The sequence below is a fragment of the Streptomyces sp. AF1A genome, assembly GCF_047340315.1.
Lineage (GTDB): Bacteria > Actinomycetota > Actinomycetes > Streptomycetales > Streptomycetaceae > Streptomyces.
In genome coordinates, this window is record NZ_JBLEBI010000089.1 from 1 (window position 1) to 26427 (window position 26427).

Here is a 26427-nt window from a genome sequence, read left to right on the forward strand (position 1 = left end):
CCACTGCTCGACCAGTGAGGACGTGGTGAATTCGCCCGATTCGTCCGGTAGTTCGCCCCCGGCGACGGGGATGGACCACTGCCCGGTCACATCGTGTGCGGAGGCGGCCGGAGCGGCCTGCTCCTCGAAGGTCCAGTGCTGCGTGGCACCGGGCTGGTACGTGAACCGGTCGTCCGCGGGCTGCGCCTGCGCCTGCGCGGCGTCGGGGTCGGGCCACTGGCCGCCGCCGTCGGGCGCGGGCCAGGCGGCCGGCGCCTCCTCGGCCTGCGTCGCCGCTATCCGCGGCGGCACGTAGCCGTGCCCTGGGGCGGCCAGGGGGCTGTCGCCGGACAGCAGGGCGTCGATGCCGCCCTCGGGGAGCTTGACGAAGGCGGTGGCGCCGTCGTCGTAGTCGCCCTGGGGCAGCCGGTTCCAGCGTCCGCCGCCCTGCGGCGCGCCCTCTCCGTGCTGGTCGTCGGTCACGACAGCGCCCTCCCCAGTGCTCGTCGGGCCAGCGCGGCGACGGTGCGCCGCAGGTGCAGTACGGCGGGCGGAAGCGGGGGCACCGAGCCGTCCGGCTCCGGCGCCGGGTCGGGGATGCAGGCCGCGGAGACGTACTCGCCGAAGGCGTGCAGCGCCTCCGGGACGAGCGCGCGGTCGTTGTCCCAGTCGATGAGCTGCGCGACCCACTGCTCGGCCTCCAGGGGCCTGAGCGGCATCGGCGCTATGGCCCCGACGGCGCAGCGTACGCCGCGCCGGGCCGGGTCGAGGACGAGGGCCACGGAGGCCACCGCGCGGCCGGGGCCGGTGCGTCCGGTCGCCTTCAGGAAGACCTGCGGGGCGTGCAGCAGCGGCACGCGCACGTAGCCGATGAGTTCGCCGCCGTGCAGCATCTCCACGCCGGCCAGCAGGTGCGACACGGGAATCTCCCGGCGCCCTCCGCCCGGGCCGGCGATGACCAGCGTCGCCTCCAGGGCGGCCAGCACCGGCAGCGCGTCGCCGGTGGGGGCGGCCGAGGCGATGTTGCCGCCCAGGGTGCCGGCGTTGCGGATGTGCGGGGGGCCCGCGGCGCGCGCGGCGGCGGCGAGCGCCGGGATCAGGGCCGCGAAGTCGGGGCGGCCCATGCGCGCGTGGGTCAGGCCGGCGCCGAGCAGCGCGTGCCCGTCCTGGTACTGCCAGCCGCGGATCTCGCTGATCCGGCCGAGGCCGACCAGGGCGGCGGGCCGGAGCTGGCCGGAGTTGACGGCCGCCATGAGGTCGGTGCCGCCCGCGACGGGGACCGCGGCGGGCATGGCGGTCAGGGCCGCCACGGCCTCGTCCAGCGTCGTGGGCAGCGTGACGGCCTGCGCCGCCTGCGGTGCGTGCGTGGTCAAACCGGCTGCCCCTTCCCGCTGCCCCACCTGGTCTCACCTGTTGCGCCGTACGGTACGTGCTGACAGGGCGGACGTGGCAACTCTGGCACATCTTCGCAAGACCCGAACGCGGGGGTCCGCTAGGAGGCATTCGCCCACCTCACCTGGGAGATGGCCGGGTTTCGCACGCCATCACCGGAGAGTGTGGATTGCCACTCTTCGGTGATGGTGTCGGGATTTTTCCGCTATCTGTTCGGGGGCGGGCCCTCGATCGGGCGGCCGAGCACTCCGGGGCGCCGCTGCCAGGGCCGGGGCCCGGCGGGCGGCCGGTACGCCACCCCGAGGGCGTCAAGTCGCCGGTAGTGGGCGGCCATCCGGCGCTCGAAGTCCGCGAAGTCCCGCTCCGCCGGCGCCGGCAGCCGGCTCCAGGCCACCTCGGCGAAGGCCGCGAGCCGGGGGAAGGCCTGGTAGTCGACGCGCGCGGTGTCCTCCAGCACCTCGGTCCACACGTTGGCCTGGGTGCCGAGCACGCGCTCCGCCTCGGCCGCGGTGAGTCCGGCCGGGACGGGGTCGAACCGGTAGACGTCCTCCAGGGTGCGCACGAAGCCGATCGGCACGGGCTCGTCCTCGCCGGGGGCCTGGCGGTGGTCCAAGTACACGTACTGCTCCGGGCACATGATCACGTCGTGGCCGGCCCGCGCGGCCGCGATCCCGCCCGCATAGCCGCGCCAGGAGGAGACCGCCGCGCCGGGCGCGAGACCACCCTCCAGAATTTCGTCCCAGCCGATGAGCCGGCGCCCGCGCACGGAAAGCCACGCGTCGAAGTGCCGGATGAACCAGGACTGCAGGTCGTCCTCGCCGGCGAGCCCGAGTTCCGCGATGCGGGCCTGCGCGGCCGGTGATGCGCGCCACTGGTCCTTGGGGCATTCGTCGCCGCCGATGTGGATGAACGGCGAGGGGAACAACTCCAGGACTTCCCCGAACACCCCTTCGTAGAAACGCAGGGTGGTGTCAGTGGGGGCGAGTACGTTGGAGTTGACCCCCCAGGTGTCCCAGACGGAGAGGGCGGTGGTGTCGATGACGTCGGTGTTGCCGAGTTCCGGATACGCGGCGATGGCGGCCTGCGAATGGCCCGGTACGTCGATTTCCGGGACGACGGTGATATGCCGCTCGGCGGCGTAGGCGACGATCTCCCGGATGTCGTCCTGGGTGTAGTAACCGCCGTGCGGCTTCTCCTCCCAGAGCGGTGAGGCCCGGTGACCGAATTTCGTCCGCGGCCTCCAGGAGGCGATCTCGGTCAGTTTTGGATATCGCTCGATCTCGATCCGCCAACCCTGATCATCCGTCAGATGGAAGTGCAGGACATTGAGTTTGTGGGCGGCCATCAGATCCAGATAGCGCAGCACGCCTTCCTTGGGCATGAAGTGCCGTGCCACGTCGAGCAGAAGACCGCGCCAGACGAATCGGGGACTGTCCTCGACGGTGATCTCCGGCAGGTCCCAGTCCCGGTCCGGCCGCAGCGGCGCGCGGCGGAAGGCGTCCGGGCCGAGCAGCTGCCGCAGGGTCTGGGCGCCCCAGAAGACCCCGGCGGCGCTCCCGCCCTGAATGCGCAGCGGCCGGCCGTCGGTGACGACGCGGTAGCCCTCCGGCGGCAGCTCGGGCTCGATGCTCAGCGCGATGCGATGGGCGCGGTCGGGTGCGTCGGGGAAGGGCAGTCCCGTCGCCGCGCCGAGCGTGGCCCGCAGCCAGCGCGCCACGCCCTCCGTGCCGGGCCCCGCCTCCAGCGCCGTCTCCCCGTCCAGCCTCGTGCGGCCGGGCGCGTTCCGCACCACATGGCCCGGCGCCGGGATCAGCGCCACGCCGGACTCCGGGACATGGGGTGTGCCGTTCATCGTCCGTCGACCTCCGCACCCGAGGCGTTGCACAATGCGCAACGGCCGTTCCACTGCGTACAACCGCAAGGGGACGCTACGGATTCACGGCACCCCGCACAAGAGGTCTGGACCAGTCGAGGGCGCGAGGCACGGCAAAAGCCCCGGCGCACGCCCAGCACGCGCCGGGGCCCTCACGGGTCGGTAGGGGCGGACGGAGCCGCTACTTGTCGCCGCCCTTGTCGTCGCCGCCGCTGCCCATGGATTCGTAGATCTCCTTGCACATGGGACACACGGGGTACTTCTTCGGGTCGCGGCCCGGCACCCAGACCTTGCCGCACAGCGCCACGACGGGGGTGCCGTCGAGGGCGCTCGCCATGATCTTGTCCTTCTGGACGTAGTGGGCGAAGCGCTCGTGGTCGCCGTCGCCGTGGGACACCTGTGGCGTCGGCTCTACGAGGGTCCCCGTACCAGTCCCGCGCTCGGGCTCGAGAGTGCTCATAGGCCCCAGGGTACTGAAGCTCCCCCGCTTCAGTTGAGCGACGGGTCGTCCGGATACGTGGCCACCATCGCCAGCTCGTTGCGCTGGCGGCGCAGCACCTCGCGCCAGAGTCTCTCCGGGGCCGGCGAGGAGACGTCACCGGGCTCGGACTCGACGACGTACCAGGCGCCCTCGACCAGCTCGTCCTCCAGCTGGCCGGGACCCCAGCCGGCGTACCCGGCGAAGATCCGCAGGGAGCCGAGGGCGGAGGCGAGCAGTTCGGGCGGGGCCTCCAGGTCGACCAGGCCGATCGCGCCGTGCACCCGCCGCCAGCCGAGCGGGGCCCGGTCGCCGTTCGCGCCGCCCGGGATGACCGCGATGCCCAGGGCCGAGTCCAGCGAGACGGGGCCGCCCTGGAAGACGACGCCGGGCTCGCCGGCGAGGTCGGCCCAGCCCTCGAGGATGTCGCCCACGTCCACGGGGGTGGGCCGGTTGAGGACGACGCCGAGGGAGCCCTCCTCGTCGTGGTCGAGAAGGAGCACCACCGCGCGGTCGAAGTTCGGGTCCGCCAGGGCGGGGGTGGCCACGAGCAGCCGCCCTGTGAGCGAGGACACCTCGGTCATGGCAGACATGATCCCGCATCTTCCCCCGGTGTGGGGAGCCAATCCGGGCCTCCCAGCTCAGGGCGCGGGGATGCGCCCCCGGCGCACGCCCTGATCGGTGACCCCATGTGCCCGGCAGGGAACGGTTCGTGTTGTGACACAGCTATGACGCGTCTTGGCGGTACTTGGGCTTACGGCAGGGGGGTGATCGGCGATTAGTCTGTCTTCCCGGCCCCCGCGCACAGTGACCGGCCGGCCCCTGCCCATCTCATCGGAACGCGAGATACATGACCGTCAACGACGATGTCCTGCTTGTCCACGGCGGAACCCCGCTCGAGGGCGAGATCCGTGTCCGCGGTGCGAAGAACCTCGTGCCGAAGGCCATGGTCGCCGCCCTGCTGGGCAGTGCGCCGAGCAGACTGCGCAACGTTCCCGACATCCGTGACGTGCGGGTCGTCCGCGGCCTGCTCCAGCTGCACGGGGTGACGGTCCGTCCGGGCGAGGAACCCGGCGAGCTGGTGCTGGACCCGACGCGCGTCGAGAGCGCCAACGTGGCCGACATCGACGCCCACGCGGGCTCCAGCCGCATCCCGATCCTCTTCTGCGGCCCGCTGCTGCACCGCCTGGGTCACGCGTTCATCCCCGGTCTCGGCGGCTGTGACATCGGCGGCCGGCCGATCGACTTCCACTTCGACGTGCTGCGGCAGTTCGGCGCGGTCATCGAGAAGCGCGCCGACGGGCAGTACCTGGAGGCGCCGAAGGGCCTGCGCGGCACGAAGATCCGGCTGCCGTACCCGTCCGTCGGCGCGACCGAGCAGGTGCTGCTGACGGCCGTACTCGCCGAGGGCGTCACCGAGTTGTCCAACGCGGCCGTCGAGCCGGAGATCGAGGACCTCATCTGCGTGCTGCAGAAGATGGGCGCGATCATCGCGATGGACACCGACCGCACGATCCGCATCACCGGTGTGGACACGCTCGGCGGCTACACCCACCGCGCCCTGCCGGACCGGCTGGAGGCCGCGTCCTGGGCGTCGGCGGCGCTCGCCACCAACGGCAACATCTACGTCCACGGCGCCCAGCAGCGCTCGATGATGACGTTCCTCAACACCTACCGGAAGGTGGGCGGTGCCTTCGAGATCGACGACGAGGGCATCCGGTTCTGGCACCCCGGCGGCCAGTTGAAGTCCATCGCGCTGGAGACGGACGTGCACCCCGGCTTCCAGACCGACTGGCAGCAGCCGCTGGTGGTGGCCCTGACCCAGGCCACGGGCCTGTCGATCATCCACGAGACGGTGTACGAGTCCCGGCTCGGCTTCACCTCCGCGCTCAACCAGATGGGCGCGCACATCCAGCTCTACCGCGAGTGCCTGGGCGGCTCTCACTGCCGCTTCGGCCAGCGCAACTTCCTGCACTCCGCGGTCGTCTCCGGCCCGACCAGGCTGCAGGGCGCCGACCTGGTCATCCCCGACCTGCGCGGCGGCTTCTCGTACCTCATCGCGGCCCTCGCCGCCGAGGGCACCTCCCGGGTGCACGGCATCGAACTGATCAATCGCGGCTACGAGAACTTCATGGAGAAGCTCGTGGAACTGGGCGCGAAGGTCGAACTGCCGGGCAAGGCGCTCGGCTAGACGTCACGGACGGCGAAAGGGCGGCCCCCCTCGACGAGAGGGGGGCCGCCCTTTTCGGCGTCCTTTTCGGCGTCGTCGGTCGAGGCGCGCCCCGTCAGGGGCGCGGGACTCTGTCAGACCTGCGGCTCCGCCGCGTGGCGCGGCCGGCCGCAGCCGGCCCGCAGGCACCGACGGCGCTCAGGTCGAACGGCGCTCCAGCGGACCGGCGCTCGAAGCGGAGCGATTACTTGCCCTTGGCCGCTTCCTTGAGCTTGCTGCCCGCGGTGACCTTCACGCTGTAGCCGGCGGGGATGTTGATCGGCTCGCCGGTCTGCGGGTTGCGCGCGGTGCGAGCGGCACGGTGGGTGCGCTCGAAGGTCAGGAAGCCAGGGATGGTGACCTTCTCGTCGCCCTTGGCGACGATCTCGCCGACGGTCTCGGCGAACGCGGCCAGCACGGCGTCGGCGTCCTTGCGGGTCACCTCGGCGCGGTCGGCCAGCGCGGCCACCAGCTCACTGCGGTTCATGTTGTTACTCCCGTGTTTTTCTTGCCGTTGGGGTGTGCCACGCGGCGGGGCCGCCCGAGGCACTGCGATGCCGATGCGCTCGCGCCCAGGTGGGGGTGCCCCCGGGGACGGAGTCCCCGGAGGAGCATCCTGCCCCTACCTGCGGTGGTAAAGCCAATCCGGCACCCGTAGGAGTCGTGAGAACACCCTGGGGAGTCACACGAAGAGCGCCCGCTCGGCGTCACCCTAGAGCGCACCTGGCATCGGCTGGTTCCACGACGCGCCGGTGCAGAAGGCCGCCGTGGTGATCCTCACAGCCCCAGCACAGTACGGCACGGCGTGCCTAGGCCGTCGCGCCGGCCGCCTTCGCGGCCTCGCGGACCGCTCCCGCGACCGCGCCCGCGACCCGGTCGTTGAAGACGCTCGGAATGATGTAGTTGGGGTTCAGCTCGTCCGCGCTGACCACGTCGGCGAGGGCCTGGGCGGCGGCGAGCATCATCTCGGTGTTGACGGTACGGGACTGGGCGTCCAGCAGGCCGCGGAAGACGCCCGGGAAGACGAGCACGTTGTTGATCTGGTTGGGGAAGTCGGAGCGGCCGGTGGCCACAACGGCCGCCGTCTGACGGGCGATTGCCGGGTCGACCTCGGGGTCCGGGTTCGCGAGCGCGAACACGATCGCGCCGTCCGCCATCGCGGCCACGTCGTCGCCGTCGAGGACGTTCGGGGCGGAGACGCCGATGAAGACGTCGGCGCCGCGCACGGCCTCCTTGAGGGTCCCGGTGAGGCCCTCGGGGTTGGTGTTGTCGGCGATCCAGCGCAGTGCCGAGTCGGCCGGGGCGCTCACCAGGTCCTCGCGGCCGGCGTGCACGACACCGTGGATGTCGGCGACGACGGCGTTCTTCACGCCCGCGGCGAGCAACAGCTTGAGGATGGCCGTGCCGGCCGCGCCGGCGCCGGACATCACGACCCGGATGTTCTCGATCGCCTTGCCCGTGACGCGCAGGGCGTTGGTCAGGGCGGCGAGGACGACGATCGCGGTGCCGTGCTGGTCGTCGTGGAAGACGGGGATGTCGAGGGCCTCGCGCAGCCGCGCCTCGATCTCGAAGCAGCGGGGCGCGGAGATGTCCTCCAGGTTGATGCCGGCGAACCCGGGGGCGATCGCCTTGACGATCTCCACGATCGCGTCGGAGTCCTGGGTGTCCAGGCAGATCGGCCAGGCGTCGATGCCGGCGAAGCGTTTGAAGAGGGCCGCCTTGCCCTCCATGACGGGCAGCGCGGCCTTCGGGCCGATGTTGCCGAGGCCGAGCACGGCGGAGCCGTCCGTCACGACCGCAACGGAGTTGCGCTTGATGGTGAGCCGGCGGGCGTCCTCGGGGTTCTGGGCGATGGCCATGCAGACGCGGGCGACCCCGGGCGTGTAGACCATGGACAGGTCGTCACGGTTGCGGATGGGGTGCTTCGACGCCATCTCGATCTTGCCGCCGAGGTGCATCAGGAAGGTACGGTCCGAGACCTTCCCCAGCGTGACGCCCTCGATGCCGCGCAGCTTCTCGACGATCTCCTCGGCGTGTGCCGTGGAGGTGGCCGCGATGGTCACGTCGATACGGAGCTTCTCGTGGCCGGACGCGGTGACGTCGAGGCCGGTGACCGAGCCTCCGGAGGACTCCACGGCGGTGGTGAGCTGCGAGACGGCGGTTCCGCTCGCGGGCACCTCCAGCCGGATGGTCATCGAGTAGGAGACGCTGGGCGCCGTTGCCATGGCCGACTTCCTCTGCTTTCACCGTGTCGCGGGTTGTGCCGTCCGATCGTCGCACCTACCGCTCAGTACGTGGTAGTCGCCCTGGGTTGCGGACGTTTTGTTCACACGGAGCCGCCCGACGGGTGCGGGAATTACGGAAAATCTCTTCCACCATACGAGAATTGATCGGACAAAAGAACAGAGACCCACGTCACATCGGACGTGGGTCCCTCGAAGCTCAGTGACACCGACCCGCCATGCTCGCCTCGCGGCAAGTGGTCCCTCGCAGGGACGAAGGTTGGGCCCGGGGGCTTGGATCGGGCCGGTGTCACAGCAAGGCTAACAAACCGATGCCGGGGACCATTCCCGCTGCGCGCGGTTCACAGGAAACCGCCCCTTCGGCCCACCGCTCAGTCCCGCAACAGGTCCGGCACCCCCGCCGCGTCCGGCTCGTCCCGCTCGCCGGAGACCACCGTCAGCTGCTGGGTGGCGCGGGTCAGCGCCACGTACAGCACGCGCAGGCCGGCCGGGGACTCGTCGGCGATCTCCGCCGGGGAGACGACGACGGTCGCGTCGTACTCCAGCCCCTTGGCCTCCAGGCTGCCCAGCGCCACGACCCGGTCGCCGAGCCCGGCCAGCCAGCGCCGCGCCTCCTCGCGCCGGTTCATCGCGACGACCACGCCGATCGTGCCGTCCACCAGGTCCAGCAGCCGCTCGGCCTCCGCGCGCACGGTGGCCTCCAGGGAGTCCCCCACCACGCTGAAGCGCGGCTCGACCCCGGTGGACCGCACGGCGGACGGCGCCTCGGAGCCGGGCATGGCGAGGGCGAGGACCTTGGCGGCCAGCTCGGCGATCTCGGACGGGTTGCGGTAGTTCACGGTGAGCTGGAAGCGGCGCCGGGGCCGGGTGCCGAGGGCCTCGTCGCGGGCCTCGGCCGCCTCGTCCGGGTCGGACCAGGAGGACTGGGCCGGGTCGCCCACCACCGTCCACGTGGCGTGCCGGCCGCGGCGGCCGACCATGCGCCACTGCATCGGGGTCAGGTCCTGGGCCTCGTCCACGATGACGTGGGCGTACTCGGTGCGCTCCTGCGCCAGCCGCTCCGCCCGCTCCCGCTGGGACTCCTCGCGCACCGGCATCAGCTCCTCCAGGCCGGTGAGCTGGTCCAGCGGGTCGAGCTCGCGCTTCCTGCGCGGCCGGGTCGGGGTGCCGAGGATCGCCTGCAGCTCGTCCAGCATCGCGATGTCGTGCACGGAGAGGCCGTCGCGCCTCAGCGAGCGGGCCACCCTGCGGACCTCCCCCGGGTTGAGGACCCGGCGGGCCCAGCGGCCGAGCCGCCTCTCGTCGGCCATGGCGGCGAGCACCGCCCTCGGGGTCAGCTCGGGCCACCACGCGTCCAGGAAGCCGGTGAAGGAGTCCTCCGCGGTGATGTCCTCGTCGAAGGAGGAGCGCAGCTCGGCGGCCAGCTCCGGGTCGGTGTGCCGGCCGGCCGCGCCGGACTTGGCCCACAGGGCGTCCAGCAGCAGCTTGCGGGCGCGCGGGCGCAGCAGGTTGACGGGCGCGGTGCCGCCGAGTGCGGTACGGCGGATACGTTCCAGCTCGTCGGCCTCCAGTTCGAGGCGGCGCCCGAAGGCGACGACGCGGAGGCGGTCGGGCGTGCCGCCCGGGGCCTTCCGCCCGCCGTCGTCCACGGCCGCCGGGGCGGCCGGCCCCAGTTCCAGGGCGCCTCGGGCGGCCTTGCGCAGCACCTTCAGCATCCGGTACGAGCCCTTGGCGCGGGCCACGGACGGGGAGTCGTACAGGGTGGCCTCCGCGCCGTCGACGAGCGAGCCGATGGCCCGGATCGCGACCTGGCCCTCCTCGCCCAGCGAAGGCAGCACGCCCTCGGTGTACGCCACCAGCAGCGGGGTCGGGGAGACGATGAGGATGCCGCCGGCGTACCGCCGCCGGTCCTGGTACAGCAGGTAGGCGGCGCGGTGCAGGGCGACGGCCGTCTTCCCGGTGCCCGGGCCCCCCTCCACGTAGGTGACGGAGGCGGCGGGGGCGCGGATGACCAGGTCCTGTTCGGCCTGGATGGACGAGACGATGTCCCGCATGGTGTGGGTGCGGGCCTGCCCGAGGGCGGCCATCAGGGCGCCGTCGCCGATGACGGGCAGCCGGCGGCCGTCGAGGTACGCGGTCAGCTCGGGCCGCATCAGGTCGTCCTCGACCCCGAGCACCCGGCGCCCCTTGGAGCGGATGACCCGGCGTCGTACGACCCGGCCGGGCTCGACCGGGGTGGACCGGTAGAAGGGCGCGGCGGCGGGCGCCCGCCAGTCGATGACCAGCGGGGCGTAGTCCTGGTCGAGCACGCCGATGCGCCCGATGTGCAGGGTCTCGGCGATGTCGGCGGTGTTGTCGGGCCGGACGGCGCCCTCCGCGGGCTCCACCGCCGTGTAGGCGCCGTCGGGGCCCTTCTTGCCGTCCTTGCCGGGCAGCAGGTCGATCCGGCCGAAGAGGAAGCCTTCGAACTCGTTGTTGAGCCGGTTCAGGTGGATGCCGGCCCGGAAGACCTGCGCGTCCCGCTCCGCGAGCGCGCCGGGGGTGCCGACCTGGCCGCGCTTGGCCGCGTCGTGCATCAGGAACTCGGCCTCGTGGATCTTCTCCTCGAGCCGCCGGTACACCCGGTCCAGGTGTTCCTGCTCGACACGGATCTCCCGGTCACGGGCGGAGTCGTGCGCGCCGTGTACCGAGCCGACCGCGGACTGCTGAACCTGAGCGGCCACCGGGCCCCCTTCTGACGTGCTGGGCAGCCGTCAACCGTACGCGAAGGGAGCCGCCGGAAGCTACGGGGACGGCCAGGCCGGAAGGGCCGCGGGCCGCACGCGCCCGCACGCGGCACCGGCGACCACGCGCACACCGTCCGCCCGCAAGGGACGCGCGAAACCGCGCGACCCTGCCTCCCACGGCCCCACACGCACCCACGAACAGGACGCCCCCGCCCGTAGGCGAGACCCGGGGGGCGCAGCCCCCGAGGGGCCTGGGCAGATGCGACCCCCAGGACGACACCTCCAACGCGGGGACCGGGGCGACAGCCCCGACGCAACACCCCAACCCCGGACAAACCCGCACGCACCACAGCACCAAACGCAGGGGCCCGGGGGTGCAGTCCCCAAGCCCACACCCAAACCCAGGGGCTCGGGGACACCACCGGCACCCAAACGCGCGGGCCGGAGGCACAACCCCCAGGCCGACGCCCAAACGCGGGGGCCCGGGGACACCACTCCAAGCCGACACCCGAACGCAGAGGCCCGGGGACACCACCCCCAAGCCGGCACCCGAACGCAGAGGCCCGGGGGTGCAGCCCCAGGCCGACCCCCGCACGCAGAGGCCCGGGGACACAACCCCCAGGCCGACACCCAGACGCGGGATCCCGGGGACACCACCCCCAAGCCCACACCCAAACGCGGGGCCCGGGGGTGCAGCCCCAGGCCGACCCCCGCACGCGGGGCCCAGGGGTGCAGCCCCAAGCCGGCACCCCCGGCACCACCAACCCCGGCCGAGCCCGCCGCAGGCGCTACGCGTTGACCTGCACGAGCTTCTTGCCCTCGAAGGTCACGACCTCGAAGTGGTCGATCTCGCTCGGCTTGAAGGCCGCGGCCCCGCCGATGTACAGCGGTTTCTTCGCCCGCTCCGACGTGGCGTTCGGGATGCCGTAGCCCCAGTTCGGCACGGACCACGAGGACATCGTCACGCGCTGCCCGTTCTTCGCCACCAGCACCAGGGAGCACTTGAGCGGCCCCTTGGCGTTCTTCAGCTCCAGCACGGCCTGGGTGCCCCAGTCCTTCTGCTGCATGCCGATGGTGGCGCTGAGGTGGGACGACGGGTCCGTGGCCGACTTCTTGTCGGTCATGGCCGCGAAGGTCGTCTGCGCCGAGGACGCGGTGACCTGGTTCCCGCCGCCGCTCGACCCGCTGTTCGCCGCCACCGCGGCCAGCGGACCGGCGATGATCAGCGCGGCCGCGGCCGCGATCATGTAGAAGCTGCGCCGGCGCTTCCTGGCGCGCTGGTCGGCGACCTCGTCGACCAGCCTCTCCACCAGCCGCGGAGCGGGCTTGGCGGACAGCGACTCGCCGATCGCGGGCGTGCTGCCCGAGTCGGGCAGGTCCGCGAGTGCGGCCAGCATCGGCTCCATCCCGGCCAGCTCGTCCAGCTGCTGGGCGCACCACTCGCACCCCGCGAGATGCGCCTCGAAAGCGGTTGCTTCGGCGTCGTCGAGAAGCCCGAGGGCGTAGGCGCCGACGGTCTCGTGCTCGCTCGGCACCGAAGATCCCTGCCTGGGGCTCATGGGGCCAGACATACCCGGACCACCCGGGCCGAATCCCTGCATCCCGTATCCGCTGCTCATCACGCCGTCACCCCCCGCTCCTCCAGTGCCAGCTTCATCGACCGCAGGGCGTAGAACACCCGGGAACGGACCGTGCCGCTGGGTATACCCAGCGTCTCGGCCGCCTCGTTGACGGTACGCCCCTTGAAGTACGTCTCGACGAGCACCTCCCGGTGGGCCGGGGTCAGGTCGTCGAGCGCGTCCGACAGCGTCATCAGCCACAGCGCCTTGTCGATCTCGTCCTCCGCGGGGATGACCTCCAGCGGCGACGGATCGACCTCCTGCGGCCGGGCCTGCCGGCTGCGGTGGCCGTCGATGACGATGCGGCGCGCGACCGTCACCAGCCAGGGGCGTACCGAACCGGTCGCCCGATTGAGCTGACCGGCGTTCTTCCAGGCACGGATGAGCGTTTCCTGCACGACGTCCTCGGCGCGCTGCCGATCACCGGCGACCAGCCGAAGGACATACGCGAGCAGGGGTCCGGCGTGCTCCCGGTACAGGGCACGCATCAGCTCCTCGTCAGGTTCCGAGGGCTGTGAGGACATGCGATGTCGGGCCCTCGATCCACGTTCATTGGCCACGGCCGCATCCTTGCGCACGCCCACCTCCGGTGTCCGGGGGTTCCCCCAGTCGGTCGCTCGCCCACCGGTACGGAGCGAGAGACCGACGTGTTCAACGCGGGGTGACACTTTTCCCGGGAGTGACGTGACAAGCGGGACATGGGAGCACATCCCCACCGTTCGATCTTTACATTTGCGACACATTGCCGGAGGGGGCCGAGCTGCCCTCAGGGCGGGGACGGCAAACGCGATGTTACGGAAATCACGTCGACTACGTGTATATAGCAACCGGGCGCATGCCGCATACCGGGCGCTCAGGCGCGCGCCAGCGCCGCGCGCCGCCGGTGCCGGGCCACCCGTTCCCGGTTGCCGCACACCTCGCTGGAGCACCAGCGCCGGCGCCGGCCACGGGAGGTGTCCAGATACACGAGCGGGCAGTTGTCGCCCTCGCACTCCCGCACGGCGGCCCGCGCCACCGGGTCGGTGAGCAGCTCCACGGCGTCCCGGGCGACGACGGCGAGCAGCGCGGCGGCGGCGGGCGGCACGGCCAACTCCCGCGTGAGGATCCCGTCCGCACCGCGGACGGCGCGCGGGGCGGGCGGTGCGGTGCGGGCGATGTCGTTGATCCGGGCCAGCGAGCGGTCGTACGACGGCGTCGCGGCGGCCTGCATGGAGCGCACCAACTCGCCGATGTGACCGCGCACTTCCCGGAACCCGGACAGCCAGGTGGCGTCGGCGTGGTCCAGCGGCGTGCCGGCCGGGACCAGCCCGGCGCCGCCGATCCAGCCGCACAACGCCCCCACGGTGTCGAGCCGTTCGACGGGATGCGTGGTGGCGAGCAGATCCAGACAGATCCGCCCGGCGTCGAAGCGCAGCTCGTACGGGGGCGTGGCCGTACCCAGTGCCATGTGCCTGTCACCGCCTAGGCAGGAACCGTGCGGGGTGGTTGCAGGGAAACCGTTCCGTCGTCGCTCCCTTTCACAGTGCCCGCCCGGAGGGGTCCCCGGAACCCCTCTGCCCGAACGGTCTGTTGTTCAGCGTCGGCGCGGGACCGGCCGGCCGCCGCGGTGAAGGCGTCCGCGAGCCGGCGCGGGCGACCGGCCCGGGCCTGTTCCTGCCCGTGATCGTCCCGCGGCGCGGGATGCCGTGCATCCCTGGGGCGACGTACCGGTGAGCCGACGTCCGGGGCCGGTCACCCGTCCGCGTACTTCGCGTCCGTCGCGGGGTCCAGCGCCAGCCGGTAGCCGCGCTTGACCACCGTCTGGATCAGCTTCGGGGCGCCCAGGGCGGTGCGGAGGCGGGCCATGGCCGTCTCCACGGCGTGTTCGTCGCGGCCGGCGCCGGGGAGGGCGCGCAGGAGGTCCGAACGGGGCACCACCCAGCCGGGGCGGCGGGCGAGGGCGCGCAGGAGGGACATCCCGGCCGGAGGGACCGGTTTCAGCGCGCCGTCCACGAGCACCGCGTGACCCCGGATCTCCACCCGGTGCCCGGCGACCGGCAACGCGTGGGCGCGGGCCGGGAGTTCCTGGCACAGCAGTTGCACGAGCGGGCCCAGGCGGAAGCGCTCCGGTTGCAGCGTGTCGACGCCCCGCGCCTGCAACGGCAGTGCGGTCACCGGGCCGACGCAGGCCGGCAGCACGTCGTGCGCGAGGGCCGAAAGCAGCTCGTCCAGCAGCCCGCGGTCCTCGGCACGCGAGAGCAGGGACGCCGCGGCGGGCGCGCTCGTGAAGGTCAGCGCGTCCAGGCCGCGGGAGACCGCCGCGTCCAGGAGGCGGTCGAGCGGGGTGACGTCCTCCGGGGGCATCCAGCGGTACACCGGCACCGGGACGACCTCCGCTCCCCCGGCCCGCAGGGACTCGACGAATCCGGGCAGGGGTTCGCCGTGGAGCTGTACGGCGATGCGGCGGCCGTCGACGCCCTGCTCCAGGAGGCGGTCGAGAACCTCGGCCATGGACTCCGACGAGGGCGACCACTCCTCCGTGAGACCGGCGGCGCGGATCGCGCCCTTGACCTTCGGGCCGCGGGCCAGCAGCTCCACCTCGCGCAGCCGGCCGAGCAGTTGTTCGCCCAGGCCCCAGCCGTCCGCCGCCTCCACCCAGCCGCGGAAGCCGATGGCCGTCGTGGCCACGACCACGTCCGGCCGCTGGCCGATGATCTCCTTGGTGGCGGCGAGGAGTTCGCCGTCGTCGGCGAGCGGCACGATGCGCAGGGCGGGGGCGTGCAGGACGGCGGCGCCACGGCGCTGCAGCAGGGCGCCCAGCTCGTCGGCCCGGCGCGCGGCGGTGACGCCGACGGTGAATCCCGCGAGGGGACCGTGGTCCGGCCGTCCGGGTTGCTGCTCTTCGTCGTACATGGGGCTCTCCTAGCTGACCGGCACGCCGATCGAGCCTGTCAACGCTGCGTGACAGGCTCGGTTCGGGCTGATGTCACCGGTGTTACGTCACACCTCGGCATAGCTGAGCTGGGCCTTCGCCTCCGCCGCCCCCTGCGAAGCCCGCGTGCGGGCCCGGGCGGCCGAGCCGCGAAGGTACACGGCCCACGTGAGGGCGAAGCAGGCACCGTAGAAGGCGAGGAAGGCGACGAACGCGCCCGTCCCGGAGCCGTAGGAGAGGAAGGACTGGCGGAACGCGAGGTTGATGCCGACGCCGCCGAGCGCACCGACCGCCCCGATCAGGCCCATGGAGGCGCCGGACAGGCGCCGGCCGTGGGCCACCGCGGCCTCGCCGGTCAGTCCCTCGGCGAACGCCTTGGCCTGGAAGATGCCCGGGATCATCTTGTACGTCGAGCCGTTGCCGAGCCCGCTGAGCACGAACAGGACGACGAAGACGGACACGAACAGCGGCAGCGACTTCTGCATGCTCGCGACGACCAGGACGGCGGTGGCGGCGGCCATGCCGACGTAGTTCCACAGGGTGATGCGGGCGCCGCCGTAGCGGTCGGCGAGCCGGCCGCCGAGCGGGCGGACCAGGGAGCCGAGGAGCGGGCCGAGGAAGGTGAGGTACGCGGCCTGCAGCGGGGTGCGGCCGAACTGGTTCGTCAGCACCTGGCCGAAGGCGAAGCTGTAGCCGATGAAGGAACCGAAGGTGCCGACGTAGAGGAAGGACATGATCCACGTGTGGGCGTCCCTGGCGGCGTCCTTCGCGGCGCCGGCGTCGTTCTTCACCGTCGTCAGGTTGTCCATGAAGACGGCGGCCAGGACCGCGGCCACGACGATCAGCGGGATGTAGATGCCGAGCAGCACGCGCGGGCCGCCGTTCGCGCCGATGACGGCGAGGGCGACGAGCTGGATGACGGGCACGCCGACGTTGCCGCCGCCCGCGTTGAGGCCGAGTGCCCAGCCCTTCCTCCGGAGCGGGAAGAAGGCGTTGATGTTGGTCATCGAGGAGGCGAAGTTGCCGCCGCCGATGCCGGCCAGAAGGCCGATCAGGAGGAACGTGGTGAAGGAGGTCCCGGGCTCCATGACCGCGTAGGCGGCGACCGTGGGCACCAGCAGCAGGCCCGCCGAGACGATCGTCCAGTTCCGGCCGCCGAAGACCGCGACGGCGAAGGTGTAGGGCACGCGGACGACGGCCCCGACCAGCGTGACCATCGAGGTCAGCAGGAACTTGTCGGCGGGTGTGAGGCCGTACTCGGGGCCCATGAAGAGGACGAGCACCGACCACAGGGTCCACACCGAGAACCCGATGTGCTCGGAGAGGACGGAGAACCAGAGGTTGCGGTGGGCGATCCGCCGCCCGGTCGCCTCCCAGAACCCCTCGTCCTCGGGTTCCCAGCGCTCGATCCAGCGGCCGCTGCGACGGGTTGGGGCTGGGGATGTCATCGCGCCTCCACGGTGCTCCGGCTGCTCGGTCTGCCTATGAACGACTGAGCCCGAAGGTAGGGAGGGCGCGTTTCCGGCCCGTGGCTGTGGGTGACCGCGAGGGAACGTTGCTCTCACTCGACGCGGGGGCGGCCGGTGAGGGCCGCCCGCGCGCCCCGTCACGCCGTTCTGCGCCGGCGGCCGGTCCGCGGGGCGCCGCCCGGCCACGCCCGCGGGCCGCGCCCGGCCGCGACGTCCCCGCTCCGGCGGAAGGCGCGGATGCTCAGCCGTGGGCGCTCATCACGCCTTCGTCGGCGGCCGGAATCCATCCGTCCGGGCGCCTTCTCAGCCACCCCTCGGCCCGGGCGATCTCCGTGGCCGCCCGGCGCAGCGCGTCCAGTCCGGGATGGGCCAGCCCCTTTCGCCACACCAGGGAGACGGGTGAGAGCGGGACGGGGTCGACGAGGGGCCGCCGTACCGTGCGGGGCAGGGCCGGAAAGTCCACCACGGCCAGGATCGGGTTCCGGGTCTTGGCCATGATCCGCTCGAACTCCTCGTCCCCGACGGCCAGCGGAAGCGGGGGCGCGAGCCGTATGCCGTGCCCCTCGAAGAGGCTTTGCGCGAGGTCGGTCCACTCCACGGTGCGCGCGTTCCCCGCTCCCGCGTACACCGTCTCCCCCGCCAGCGCGGACAGGGGCACCTCCGCACGGGCGGCCAGGGGGTGCTCTTCGGGCAGGACGACGGCCATGGGCTCGTAGCGCACGGGCTGGTGCCCCAGTCCCGAGCGCAGGGCCGGATCCAGACCGGCGTAGCGGCCGAAGGAGGCGTCCAGGCGGCCGGCCAGCAGTTCGGCGGCGGCACCGGTGAGGCCGCTCTCGTAGCGGGCCATCAGCTCGCAGTCCGGGGTGAGTTCGCGCGCCCGGTGCAGCACCCGGCGCCCGGTGACCAGGCCCGGTGAGTTGAGGTCGACCAGTAGCGGGCGCGCCTCGGCGGCGAACGCGGCGAGCAGGTCGTCCTGGGCGGCGAGGACGCGGCGCGCGTGCGGGAGCAGGCGTTCGCCGTCGGCGGTCAGGGACACCTGCCGGGTGGTGCGCACGAACAGCTCGGCGCCCAGCTCCCGTTCCAGCCGCCGTACGCCCCGGCTGAGCGCCTGCTGGGCGACGTAGAGACGGGCCGCCGCGCGGGTGAAGTGCAGTTCCTCGGCGACGGCGACGAAGGCGCGCAGCAGCCGTGGGTCCAGGTGCGCGGGTGCGGGCATGGGCGCGAACCTACAACAAGGGTGCGTGAATCGGCGCGCGGAAGGTGTTGGACCCCGTGATCCGCTCCGGGTGACCGTATTCCCATGCCGCAGCAGACCGCAGAAGACGTACGCATACCCCACAGACCCCGGCGGACGGGTGGATACCGTCGGCTCTTCGCCCGCCCCGGCACCCGCGCCTTCACCGCGGGCAACCTCCTCGCCCGCCTGCCCATCGGCATGTTCGGCGTCAGCGCGGTCGTGATGATCGCCGGCTCGCGCGGGTCGTACGCCCTCGCCGGTGCCGTCACCGCGGCCGGGCTCGCCGCGACCGCGGTGGCCGGGCCCTGGATCGCCCGGCTCGTCGACCGGCACGGGCAGGCCCGGGTGGCCGTACCGGCCACGCTCGTCTCGGTGCTCGGCAGCCTGGCGCTGCTGCTGTGTGTGCGCCAAGGCGCCCCGGACTGGGCTCTGTTCGCCGCCTACGCCGGCACCGCGGCCACGCCCAACATCGGCGGCCTCTCCCGCGCCCGCTGGGCCCATCTGCTGCGGGACGACCCGGGCGCCCTGCACACCGCGAACTCCTTCGAGCAGGCCGCCGACGAATTGTGCTACATGCTCGGCCCGGTGCTCGCCTCCTTCCTGACCGGCACGTTCTTCCCGGAGGCCGGCACGCTCGCCGCAGCCGGGCTGCTGCTCGCCGGGATGCTGCTGTTCACCGCGCAGCGCGCCACCGAGCCGCCGCGGCGGGCGCGTTCGAAGGCGCCGTCGCCGCTGCGCAGCCCGGGCATCCCTGTGCTGCTGGTCTGTTTCACCGCCACCGGCGCGGTGTTCGGCTCGATGGAGGTGGTCACGATCGCGTTCGCCGACGCGCAGGGTCATCGCACCGCGGCCGGGGCAGCGCTCGCCCTCCAGGCGGCGGGCTCCTGCGCGGCGGGCCTGGTCTACGGGGTGCGCAGGCCGACGCGGGTGCGGCTGGGCCACTGCCTGGCGGGGATGGCCGCGCTGATGGCCCTGCCGTGGGCCGCCGCGGCGGTCTCCGGCTCGCTGTGGGCGCTGGCCGGCGCGTTGCTGGTGGCGGGGATGGCGACGGCGCCGACGATGGTGACGGGGATGACGCTGGTGCAGCGGCGCACCCCGGCCGACCGGCTCAACGAGGGGATGAGCCTGGTGGTGACCGGGTTGCTGACGGGCATCGCGTGCGGCTCGGCGCTGGGCGGCTGGACGGTGGAGCACCTCTCGCCGACGTCGGCGTACGCCGTGCCGGCGGGCGCCGCGATCCTGGCTCTGGGGGTGGGCGCGCTCGCCCGCGTCGGCGCGGCGCCGGTGCGCTGCGAGGCCGGCGCTGCCTCATGACAACGGCCCCGCCGCTCGAAAGCGACGGGGCCGTTGCCCACATGGGGTGCCCCCGGAGGGGCCTCGTGGAGATGGCGGGAATCGAACCCGCGTCCAACGGTGCGGAATCAGGGCTTCTCCGTGTGCAGTTCGCTGTGCTTTTCTCGGCCCCGGCGATCACGCGAACAAGTCGCCGACGGGCTCAGTCACTGTGTGGTTTCCCTCTTCACCCCGTGACCGGGATCGAGGTTTAGTTCCCTAGCTGATGCCAGGATCCGGGTCGGGAACAGCCCCGGGCTGACACTTCGCGAGTCGCTGCTCAGGCAGCGAGGGCGAAGGAATCGCGCTTGGTGTTGGCGATTATTTTTTTCGGCCTGTGGTTTACGAGATCATGGCCGCTTCCTCGACACGCTTCCCCTGCTTCGACAGCCGCTGTCGAAACCGATCATCCCCATGTTGATTTCTCAATGTGCACGCCGGACCGGGGTCCGGTGCTGGTGCCATCGTAGAGGAACAACGCCCGCCGATGCCACCGTATTCCCGCCGGTCACCCGGCCGCCGCAACCTTCACAACGCGACGGGGACCCTCGGCATTCCCGGCTCAGCCCCGCTGCCTGCGGCGCACGGCCGCCATCGCACGGTCCGCCTCCCGCCGATCCTGCTTCTCGCGCAGGGTCTGGCGCTTGTCGTACTCCTTCTTGCCCTTCGCCAGGGCGATCTCGACCTTCGCCCGGCCGTCCTTGAAGTACAGGGCCAGGGGCACGATGGTGTGGCCCGTCTCCTGGGACTTGGACTCGAGCTTGTCGATCTCGTCGCGGTGCAGCAGCAGCTTGCGCTTGCGGCGGGCGCTGTGGTTGGTCCAGGTGCCCTGGCTGTACTCGGGGACGTGCACGTTGTGCAGCCACGCCTCGTGGTCGGTCAGCTGCACGAAGCCGTCGACCAGCGAGGCCCGCCCCTGGCGCAGCGACTTCACCTCGGTGCCCATGAGGACCAGGCCGGCCTCGTAGGTGTCGAGGATGTGGTAGTCGTGCCGCGCCTTCTTGTTCTGCGCGATCAGCTTGCGCCCTTTTTCCTTAGCCATAGTGCCGACCATTTTCGCACCACGAAGGGGGTGCGAGGGAAGCGGATTACGCTGGGTTACGAAGGGTCACCCAGTCCGGTGAGGACGGTCTCGGCGCGCTGCAGGGCGCCCGTGCCCGCTTCCAGGTCGGGGGTGATGCCCCGGCCGTCGACCGCGTGGCCGAGCGGGGTGCGGTAGTGGCCCACGGTCAGCTCGGCCACCGAGCCGTCGGGCAGCCGGGTCGGCATCTGGACGGAGCCCTTGCCGAAGGTGCGGCAGCCGATCACGACCGCGCGGCCGCGGTCCTGGAGAGCGCCGGTGAGCATCTCGGCGGCGCTCATGGTGCCGCCGTCCACGAGCGCGACCAGGGGGCGGACCGTGTCGCCGCCGGAGTCGGCGCGCAGGGCGCGCTGGGCGCCGTCGACGTCGTAGGTGGCGACCAGGCCGCCGTCGAGGAAGGCGGAGGCGGTGTCCACGGCCTCGGTGACCAGACCCCCCGAGTTGCCGCGCAGGTCGAGAATGATCCCGCCGCCGGCCGGGGCCTCGCGGACGGCCTCGCGCACCGCGTCGCCGGAACCCCTGGTGAACGCGGCGATCTTGATCGCGGTGACCCCGTCGGGCAGCCGGTGCACGGTCACGGAGTCGGTGGACAGGCTGGCCCGGTGCAGCGTCTCGGTCCACGCGCGCGTGCCGCGCCGCAGACCGAGGGTGACCGACGTACCGGCGGGGGCGTCGTCGGCGTCACCACGGAGTAAGGAGACCACCTCGGTCACCGGCAGGCCGTCGACCTTGCTGCCGTCGACGCTGCTCAGCACGTCCCCCGCGCGGATGCCGGCCGCGGCCGCGGGCGAGCCCGACTGCACCCGGGTCACCTCGATCCGGCCGTCCTGCGCGCGGGCCGCCGACAGGCCGACGCCGGTGTAGCGGCCGTCGAGGGCCTCCTGGAACTCCTGGTACTCACCCTCGGAGTAGACGGCGCCCCAGCGGTCCCCGCTGCGGCTGACGGCCCGCTCGGCGGCCTCCATCGGGGACGTGCCGTCGGCCATCGCCTCGGCGGCCGCCCTCCGCACGTCCTCGTGGCGCGTGGCCGCGGGCGCCGGTCCGGCGGCGGACCTCCGTGCGGGCTGGCCGGCGTCCGGGAAGGAGCCGGTGGCGGCCCCGGCCATGAGCACGCCGGCGAAGACCAAGGTCAGCGCGGCCCCGCGGCGGGTGCGGCGGGGCGGACAGAACAGGTCTCGGCCTGACATGGCCGTGAGTCTAGGACACCCCGGGGAGGCGCACGGCCGGACGCCCGTACGCCTCCCTTGGCATGCGTCACACCTTCAGGTACTTGCGCAGCGCGAAGAATGCCGCAAGGGAAGGCATCAGGACGCTGGTCGCGAGGATCAGCGGCAGCTTCGTCAACACCGCGTCCCAGCCCACGAAGTTGATGAGCGTCAGCTTGTGGGACAGGTCCATGCCGTGGTCGATGGTGAAGTACCGGCCGACGACGAGGAACACACAGGCCAGGCTGCCGCCGATGAGACCGGCGACGGCCGCCTCGGCGATGAACGGCGCCTGGATGTAGAAGCCCGAGGCACCGACCAGGCGCATGATCCCGGTTTCGCGCCGGCGGCTGAACGCGGAGACGCGCACGGTGTTGACGATCAGCAGCAGCGCGACGAACAGCATCAGCGCCATGACGCCGAGCGCGCCCCGGTTCATCAGGTTCAGCAGCTGGAAGAGGTTGTCCAGGATGCCCTTCTGGTCCTGCACGGACTGCACGCCGTCACGCCCGTTGAACGCGGTGGCGATCACCTGGTACTTCTGCGGGTCCTTCAGCTTGATCCGGTACGACTCCTGCATCTGGTCCGGCGTGAGGGAGCCGGCCAGCGGCGAGTTGCCGAACTGCTCCTTGTAGTGCTTGTACGCCTCGTCCTGCGACTCGTAGGTCACCTTCTGGACGACCGGCATGGCGTCCAGGTCGTGCAGGATCTGCTTCTTCTGGTCCTCGGTGACCGCGCCCTTGGCGCAGTTGACGTCCGACTCGGCGTCGTGCTTGTTGCACAGGAAGATCGAGACGTTGACCTTGTCGTACCAGTAGCCCTTCATGGTGCTGACCTGGTCGCTCATCAGCAGGGAGCCCCCGAACAGGGCCAGGGACAGGGCGACGGAGACGATGACGGCGAAGGTCATCGTCAGGTTGCGGCGGAGACCGACCCCGATCTCCGACAGAACGAACTGGGCGCGCATGGCGTCGGATCAAGCCTTTCCGTGGACGAGGCGCGGGAGCGCGTCAGTGCTGGTAGCCGTAGACGCCGCGAGCCTGGTCGCGGACGAGCCGGCCCTTCTCCAGCTCGATGACGCGCTTGCGCATCTGGTCCACGATGTTCTGGTCGTGCGTCGCCATGATGACGGTGGTGCCCGTCCGGTTGATGCGGTCGAGCAGCTTCATGATGCCGACGGAGGTCTGCGGGTCGAGGTTGCCGGTGGGCTCGTCGGCGATCAGCAGCTTGGGCCGGTTGACGAACGCGCGCGCGATGGCCACGCGCTGCTGCTCACCGCCGGACAGCTCGCCGGGCATCCGGTCCTCCTTGCCGCCGAGCCCGACGAGGTCGAGCACCTGCGGCACGGACTTGCGGATCTCGCCACGGGACTTGCCGATCACCTCCTGCGCGAAGGCCACGTTCTCCGCGACCGTCTTGTTCGGCAGCAGCCGGAAGTCCTGGAACACGGTCCCCAGCTGGCGGCGCATCTGCGGCACCTTCCAGTTGGAGAGGCGCGCGAGGTCCTTGCCGAGGACGTGCACCTGACCGTGGCTGCACCGCTCCTCGCGGAGGATCAGCCGCAGGAAGGTGGACTTTCCGGAGCCGGAGGACCCCACGAGGAAGACGAACTCGCCCTTCTCCACCTCCAGGGAGACATCCCTGAGCGCGGGGCGGGTCTGCTTGGGGTAGACCTTGGAGACGTTGTCGAATCGGATCACGGATGCACCACGGGTCGCCGGGGGTAGATGAGCGTGACCATACGCGAACCGGGTGTGCAAGTGCAGTCGCAGGTTGAGGTTGGACAAGACTTGTGCGTTTTTGTACCGGTCACTGTTCTCGGCGGTCTCGGCGGTCTCGGCGTTCCTGGCGGTCTCGGGAGTCTCGGGGGTCTCGGCGTTCTCGGGCCTGTGCACGGGTCCCGCGCACGCGACGGCGGAAACTGGCACAGTGGGAGGGGAACGTTCTCGTTCCCGCGAACGTTGTACGTGTGATGGCCGGTGCAAGGAGGGCGAGCGCATGACGTACGACCGGTTGGTGTGCGCGAACTGCGCGTCGCCTGTGAGTGAGGGCCGGTGCCCGGTGTGCCGCGCCAACCGCGAGCGACTGCAGCAGGAGGGGTTCTTCCCGAACCTGAACCCGATGGCGCTGATCGCACTGCTCGCGGTGCTGATCGCCGCGGTGGCCCTGCTCGCGCATCAGGCCGCGTAAGAAGAGCCCCAGAAAAACCGAGAGGGCCCGGAGCGTCGGCTCCGGGCCCTTCGCACGGCACCGCGTGCGCGATGCGTGAGCGTACGGCTACACTCAGGCGGCCGCGCCGCCCCGGCCGTTCACCAGCCGCGGCAGGACACGGAAGCCGATGCCGCCGGCGATCATCGTCGCGGCGCCGACGAGCAGGAACGCGGTCTGCCCGGCACCGGTCTCGGCGAGCTGCTTGTCGCCGCCCTGGGCCTGGGTGTCGGTCCCGGTGTCGGTGAGGGCCGAGGAGCCCTCCTCCTGGGAGGCGTTGTTGTTGCCGCCCTGCGGGGTGTCGTTGTTGCCACCGGTGCCGGAGCCGCCGGTGCCGTGCGAACCGCCGCCGTTGCCGCCGCCGGTGCCGTGCGAACCGCCGTTGCCGCCGGTCGAGTTGCCGCCGTCGGTCTGGCCGCCGCTGGTCTGGCCACCGCTGGTCTGGCCACCGCTGGTCTGGCCACCGTTCTGGCCACCGTCCGTCTGACCGCCGCCGGTGGTCTGGCCGCCGTCCGTGGTCTGACCGCCATCGGTGGTCTGGCCGCCGTCCGTGGTCTGGCCGCCGTCCGTGGTCTGACCGCCATCGGTGGTCTGGCCGCCGTCCGTGGTCTGGCCGCCATCGGTCGTCTGACCGCCATCGGTCGTCTGGCCGCCGTCCGTGGTCTGGCCACCATCGGTGCAGATGCCGAGCGTGCAGCCACCGTTGGTGTTGCCCTCGTCAGTGTTCCCCCCGTCGGTGTTGCCACCGTCGTCGTGGCCATCGGCGGCGACGCCGAGGCTGATCGGGCCCGCCTGGACGTCGAGGTCCAGGGCGGAGGCCGCGCCGGCGGCGGTCAGTGACGCCCCGGCCGCGATCACGGCACCGGCGGCTATCCGCGCGACCCGGATCCGCGTCTTCTTGGTCATGTGGTTGCTACCCCCAGTAGCTGATCGTCAATGAGGCGGCGTGGGGCGTGCCGTGATCGACGGAGGCAGCCAATGACGAAGTCAGCTCTTTCCCCCGGTTCACATGCGCCCCAAAGTACGCATGCCACGCTTCACCCTTCCGATTTTTCAAAGCAACGTCAAGGCCGTTGCGCGCGCAATGTCCACCAGGGGGGCGTTTGGGGGGAGTTGAAGTCTGTGAGTGTGATGTAAAACCCAGACAAACGACAACTGCCGCCTCTGGGGCGGCAGTTGGTCATGTCGACAAAGTTACTTCTCCTGCTGCTTGCGCCAGCGAATCCCGGCCTCGAGGAACCCGTCGATCTCACCGTTGAACACGGCCTCGGGGTTGCCCACTTCGTACTCGGTGCGCAGGTCCTTGACCATCTGGTACGGGTGCAGCACGTACGAACGCATCTGGTTGCCCCAGGAGTTGCCGCCGTCGCCCTTGAGGGCGTCCATCTTGGCCTGCTCCTCCTGCCGGCGCCGCTCCAGCAGCTTGGCCTGCAGGACGTTCATCGCCGTGGCCTTGTTCTGGATCTGGGAGCGCTCGTTCTGGCAGGAGACCACGATGCCGGTCGGGAGGTGCGTGATGCGGACCGCGGAGTCGGTCGTGTTGACGCCCTGGCCGCCGGGGCCGGAGGACCGGTAGACGTCGATCCTCAGGTCGGACTCGTCGATCTCGACGTGGTCGGACTGCTCCACGACGGGCAGCACCTCGACACCGGCGAAGGAGGTCTGGCGGCGGCCCTGGTTGTCGAAGGGCGAGATGCGCACCAGGCGGTGCGTGCCCTGCTCGACGGAGAGGGTGCCGTAGGCGTACGGCGCCTGCACGGCGAAGGTGGTCGACTTGATGCCGGCCTCTTCGGCGTACGACGTCTCGATGAGCTCCGTCTTGTAGCCGCGCTGCTCGGCCCAGCGCAGGTACATGCGCTGGAGCTTCTCGGCGAAGTCGGCGGCGTCGACGCCGCCGGCCTCGGCGCGGATGTTGACGAGCGCCTCACGGGAGTCGTACTCGCCGGACAGGAGGGTGCGGACCTCCATCTCGTCCAGCGCCTTGCGCACGGCGGTCAGCTCGGACTCGGCCTCGGCGCGGGTGTCCGGGTCGTTCTCCTCCTCGGCCATCTCGAAGAGGACCGCGAGGTCGTCGATCCGGCCGCGCAGCGCCTCCGCCTTCCTGACCTCGGCCTGGAGGTGGGAGAGCTTGCTGGTGATCTTCTGCGCCTCGTCCGGGTTGTCCCACAGGGACGGCGCCGCCGCCTGCTCCTCAAGCACGGCGATTTGTGCCCTCATGCTGTCGAGGTCCAGGACGGCCTCGATCGACTCCATGGTCGAGGAGAGGGACTTCAGCTCTTCGGATACATCGACGACTGCCACGCATCCAGCGTAACGGCTGTGGCAAGCGACCTGGGCCGGGCTGCTCCCGCCCCGGGGCTCCGCCCCCGGACCCGGCCTTCACCCGGCGCGCGCGGCCGCGCCCTCTCGACCGACAGGTCCAGGCGGGCGGGAAGCGGTGGTCCCGCCGGGTGGCTCAGGGCCCC

The 26427-nt window shown here is 71.7% G+C and carries 22 protein-coding genes, 1 other RNA gene and 1 pseudogene; 3 read left to right on the forward strand and 21 right to left on the reverse strand.

What is annotated here, in order from left to right; genetic code table 11:
- The 5 genes and pseudogenes from ACLU3S_RS22370 to ACLU3S_RS22390 all read right to left on the reverse strand — a co-directional run.
- Positions 1–462: pseudogene (locus ACLU3S_RS22370) on the reverse strand (hypothetical protein); the annotation flags it as partial.
- Positions 459–1352, reverse strand: a complete 894-nt coding sequence (locus ACLU3S_RS22375) for an FAD binding domain-containing protein (RefSeq protein ID WP_413953707.1) — start codon at positions 1350–1352, stop codon at positions 459–461. The pseudogene ACLU3S_RS22370 and the gene ACLU3S_RS22375, both read right to left, overlap by 4 nt.
- A 224-nt stretch (positions 1353–1576) precedes the next feature.
- Positions 1577–3223 (reverse strand): beta-N-acetylhexosaminidase, encoded by a 1647-nt coding sequence (locus ACLU3S_RS22380; protein WP_413953708.1) that lies wholly within the window; start codon positions 3221–3223, stop codon positions 1577–1579.
- 202 nt (positions 3224–3425) lie between these two features.
- Complete coding sequence (locus ACLU3S_RS22385) at positions 3426–3704, reverse strand: DUF3039 domain-containing protein (protein ID WP_143638399.1); 279 nt, start codon at positions 3702–3704, stop codon at positions 3426–3428.
- 29 nt (positions 3705–3733) lie between these two features.
- The gene (locus tag ACLU3S_RS22390) at positions 3734–4306 is read right to left on the reverse strand and encodes a YqgE/AlgH family protein (protein ID WP_413953724.1); all 573 of its coding nucleotides are present in this window, start codon (positions 4304–4306) and stop codon (positions 3734–3736) included.
- A 266-nt stretch (positions 4307–4572) separates the two neighbouring features.
- On the opposite strand from ACLU3S_RS22390, the gene murA reads away from it, so the two are divergent.
- Positions 4573–5913 carry a UDP-N-acetylglucosamine 1-carboxyvinyltransferase gene (gene murA, locus ACLU3S_RS22395; RefSeq protein ID WP_413953709.1) on the forward strand — a complete coding sequence of 447 codons (1341 nt, stop codon included), beginning with the start codon at positions 4573–4575 and terminating at the stop codon, positions 5911–5913.
- A gap of 223 nt (positions 5914–6136) precedes the next feature.
- Here murA and ACLU3S_RS22400 read toward each other — a convergent pair whose 3' ends face one another.
- The 9 genes from ACLU3S_RS22400 to ACLU3S_RS22440 all read right to left on the reverse strand — a co-directional run bounded on the left by ACLU3S_RS22400 (position 6137) and on the right by ACLU3S_RS22440 (position 18115).
- Positions 6137–6418, reverse strand: a complete 282-nt coding sequence (locus ACLU3S_RS22400; protein WP_023550134.1) for an HU family DNA-binding protein — start codon at positions 6416–6418, stop codon at positions 6137–6139.
- 322 nt (positions 6419–6740) lie between these two features.
- The gene (locus ACLU3S_RS22405; RefSeq protein ID WP_413953710.1) at positions 6741–8156 is read right to left on the reverse strand and encodes an NAD-dependent malic enzyme; all 1416 of its coding nucleotides are present in this window, start codon (positions 8154–8156) and stop codon (positions 6741–6743) included.
- A 389-nt stretch (positions 8157–8545) separates the two neighbouring features.
- Positions 8546–10897: a HelD family protein gene (locus tag ACLU3S_RS22410; RefSeq protein ID WP_413953711.1), complete on the reverse strand. Its 2352-nt coding sequence runs from the start codon at positions 10895–10897 to the stop codon at positions 8546–8548.
- Positions 10898–11688: 791 nt separating this feature from the next.
- A complete protein-coding gene (locus ACLU3S_RS22415) occupies positions 11689–12459 on the reverse strand; it encodes an anti-sigma factor family protein (RefSeq protein ID WP_413953712.1) in 771 nt (256 codons plus the stop codon).
- A 59-nt stretch (positions 12460–12518) separates the two neighbouring features.
- A complete protein-coding gene (locus ACLU3S_RS22420; protein ID WP_030167252.1) occupies positions 12519–13103 on the reverse strand; it encodes a sigma-70 family RNA polymerase sigma factor in 585 nt (194 codons plus the stop codon).
- A gap of 269 nt (positions 13104–13372) precedes the next feature.
- Positions 13373–13966: a CGNR zinc finger domain-containing protein gene (locus ACLU3S_RS22425; RefSeq protein ID WP_413953713.1), complete on the reverse strand. Its 594-nt coding sequence runs from the start codon at positions 13964–13966 to the stop codon at positions 13373–13375.
- 284 nt (positions 13967–14250) lie between these two features.
- Positions 14251–15411, reverse strand: coding sequence for a uroporphyrinogen-III synthase (locus ACLU3S_RS22430; RefSeq protein WP_413953714.1), 1161 nt, complete (start codon positions 15409–15411; stop codon positions 14251–14253).
- Positions 15412–15498: 87 nt separating this feature from the next.
- Positions 15499–16878: a nitrate/nitrite transporter gene (locus ACLU3S_RS22435; RefSeq protein WP_413953715.1), complete on the reverse strand. Its 1380-nt coding sequence runs from the start codon at positions 16876–16878 to the stop codon at positions 15499–15501.
- 262 nt (positions 16879–17140) lie between these two features.
- Entirely contained in the window at positions 17141–18115 is a 975-nt protein-coding gene (locus tag ACLU3S_RS22440) for a LysR family transcriptional regulator (protein ID WP_413953716.1), read from the reverse strand.
- A gap of 84 nt (positions 18116–18199) precedes the next feature.
- On the opposite strand from ACLU3S_RS22440, the gene ACLU3S_RS22445 reads away from it, so the two are divergent.
- Positions 18200–19450 carry an MFS transporter gene (locus ACLU3S_RS22445; RefSeq protein WP_413953717.1) on the forward strand — a complete coding sequence of 417 codons (1251 nt, stop codon included), beginning with the start codon at positions 18200–18202 and terminating at the stop codon, positions 19448–19450.
- 63 nt (positions 19451–19513) lie between these two features.
- Here ACLU3S_RS22445 and ssrA read toward each other — a convergent pair.
- From ssrA to ftsE, 5 genes are all read right to left on the reverse strand, one after another.
- Positions 19514–19882: a transfer-messenger RNA gene (ssrA, locus tag ACLU3S_RS22450) on the reverse strand.
- A gap of 148 nt (positions 19883–20030) precedes the next feature.
- Complete coding sequence (smpB, locus tag ACLU3S_RS22455; protein WP_413953718.1) at positions 20031–20510, reverse strand: SsrA-binding protein SmpB; 480 nt, start codon at positions 20508–20510, stop codon at positions 20031–20033.
- 56 nt (positions 20511–20566) lie between these two features.
- Complete coding sequence (locus tag ACLU3S_RS22460) at positions 20567–21736, reverse strand: S41 family peptidase (protein WP_413953719.1); 1170 nt, start codon at positions 21734–21736, stop codon at positions 20567–20569.
- Between the two features lie 67 nt (positions 21737–21803).
- Complete coding sequence (gene ftsX / locus ACLU3S_RS22465; protein WP_413953720.1) at positions 21804–22721, reverse strand: permease-like cell division protein FtsX; 918 nt, start codon at positions 22719–22721, stop codon at positions 21804–21806.
- Between the two features lie 43 nt (positions 22722–22764).
- Positions 22765–23454, reverse strand: a complete 690-nt coding sequence (gene ftsE, locus ACLU3S_RS22470; RefSeq protein WP_055707746.1) for a cell division ATP-binding protein FtsE — start codon at positions 23452–23454, stop codon at positions 22765–22767.
- 298 nt (positions 23455–23752) lie between these two features.
- On the opposite strand from ftsE, the gene ACLU3S_RS22475 reads away from it, so the two are divergent.
- Positions 23753–23944: a hypothetical protein gene (locus ACLU3S_RS22475; RefSeq protein ID WP_413953721.1), complete on the forward strand. Its 192-nt coding sequence runs from the start codon at positions 23753–23755 to the stop codon at positions 23942–23944.
- 93 nt (positions 23945–24037) lie between these two features.
- Here ACLU3S_RS22475 and ACLU3S_RS22480 read toward each other — a convergent pair whose 3' ends face one another.
- The gene (locus ACLU3S_RS22480) at positions 24038–24868 is read right to left on the reverse strand and encodes a hypothetical protein (protein WP_413953722.1); all 831 of its coding nucleotides are present in this window, start codon (positions 24866–24868) and stop codon (positions 24038–24040) included.
- A gap of 288 nt (positions 24869–25156) precedes the next feature.
- Positions 25157–26263: a peptide chain release factor 2 gene (gene prfB, locus ACLU3S_RS22485; protein ID WP_413953723.1), complete on the reverse strand. Its 1107-nt coding sequence runs from the start codon at positions 26261–26263 to the stop codon at positions 25157–25159.
- Between the last annotated feature and the right edge of the window lie 164 nt (positions 26264–26427).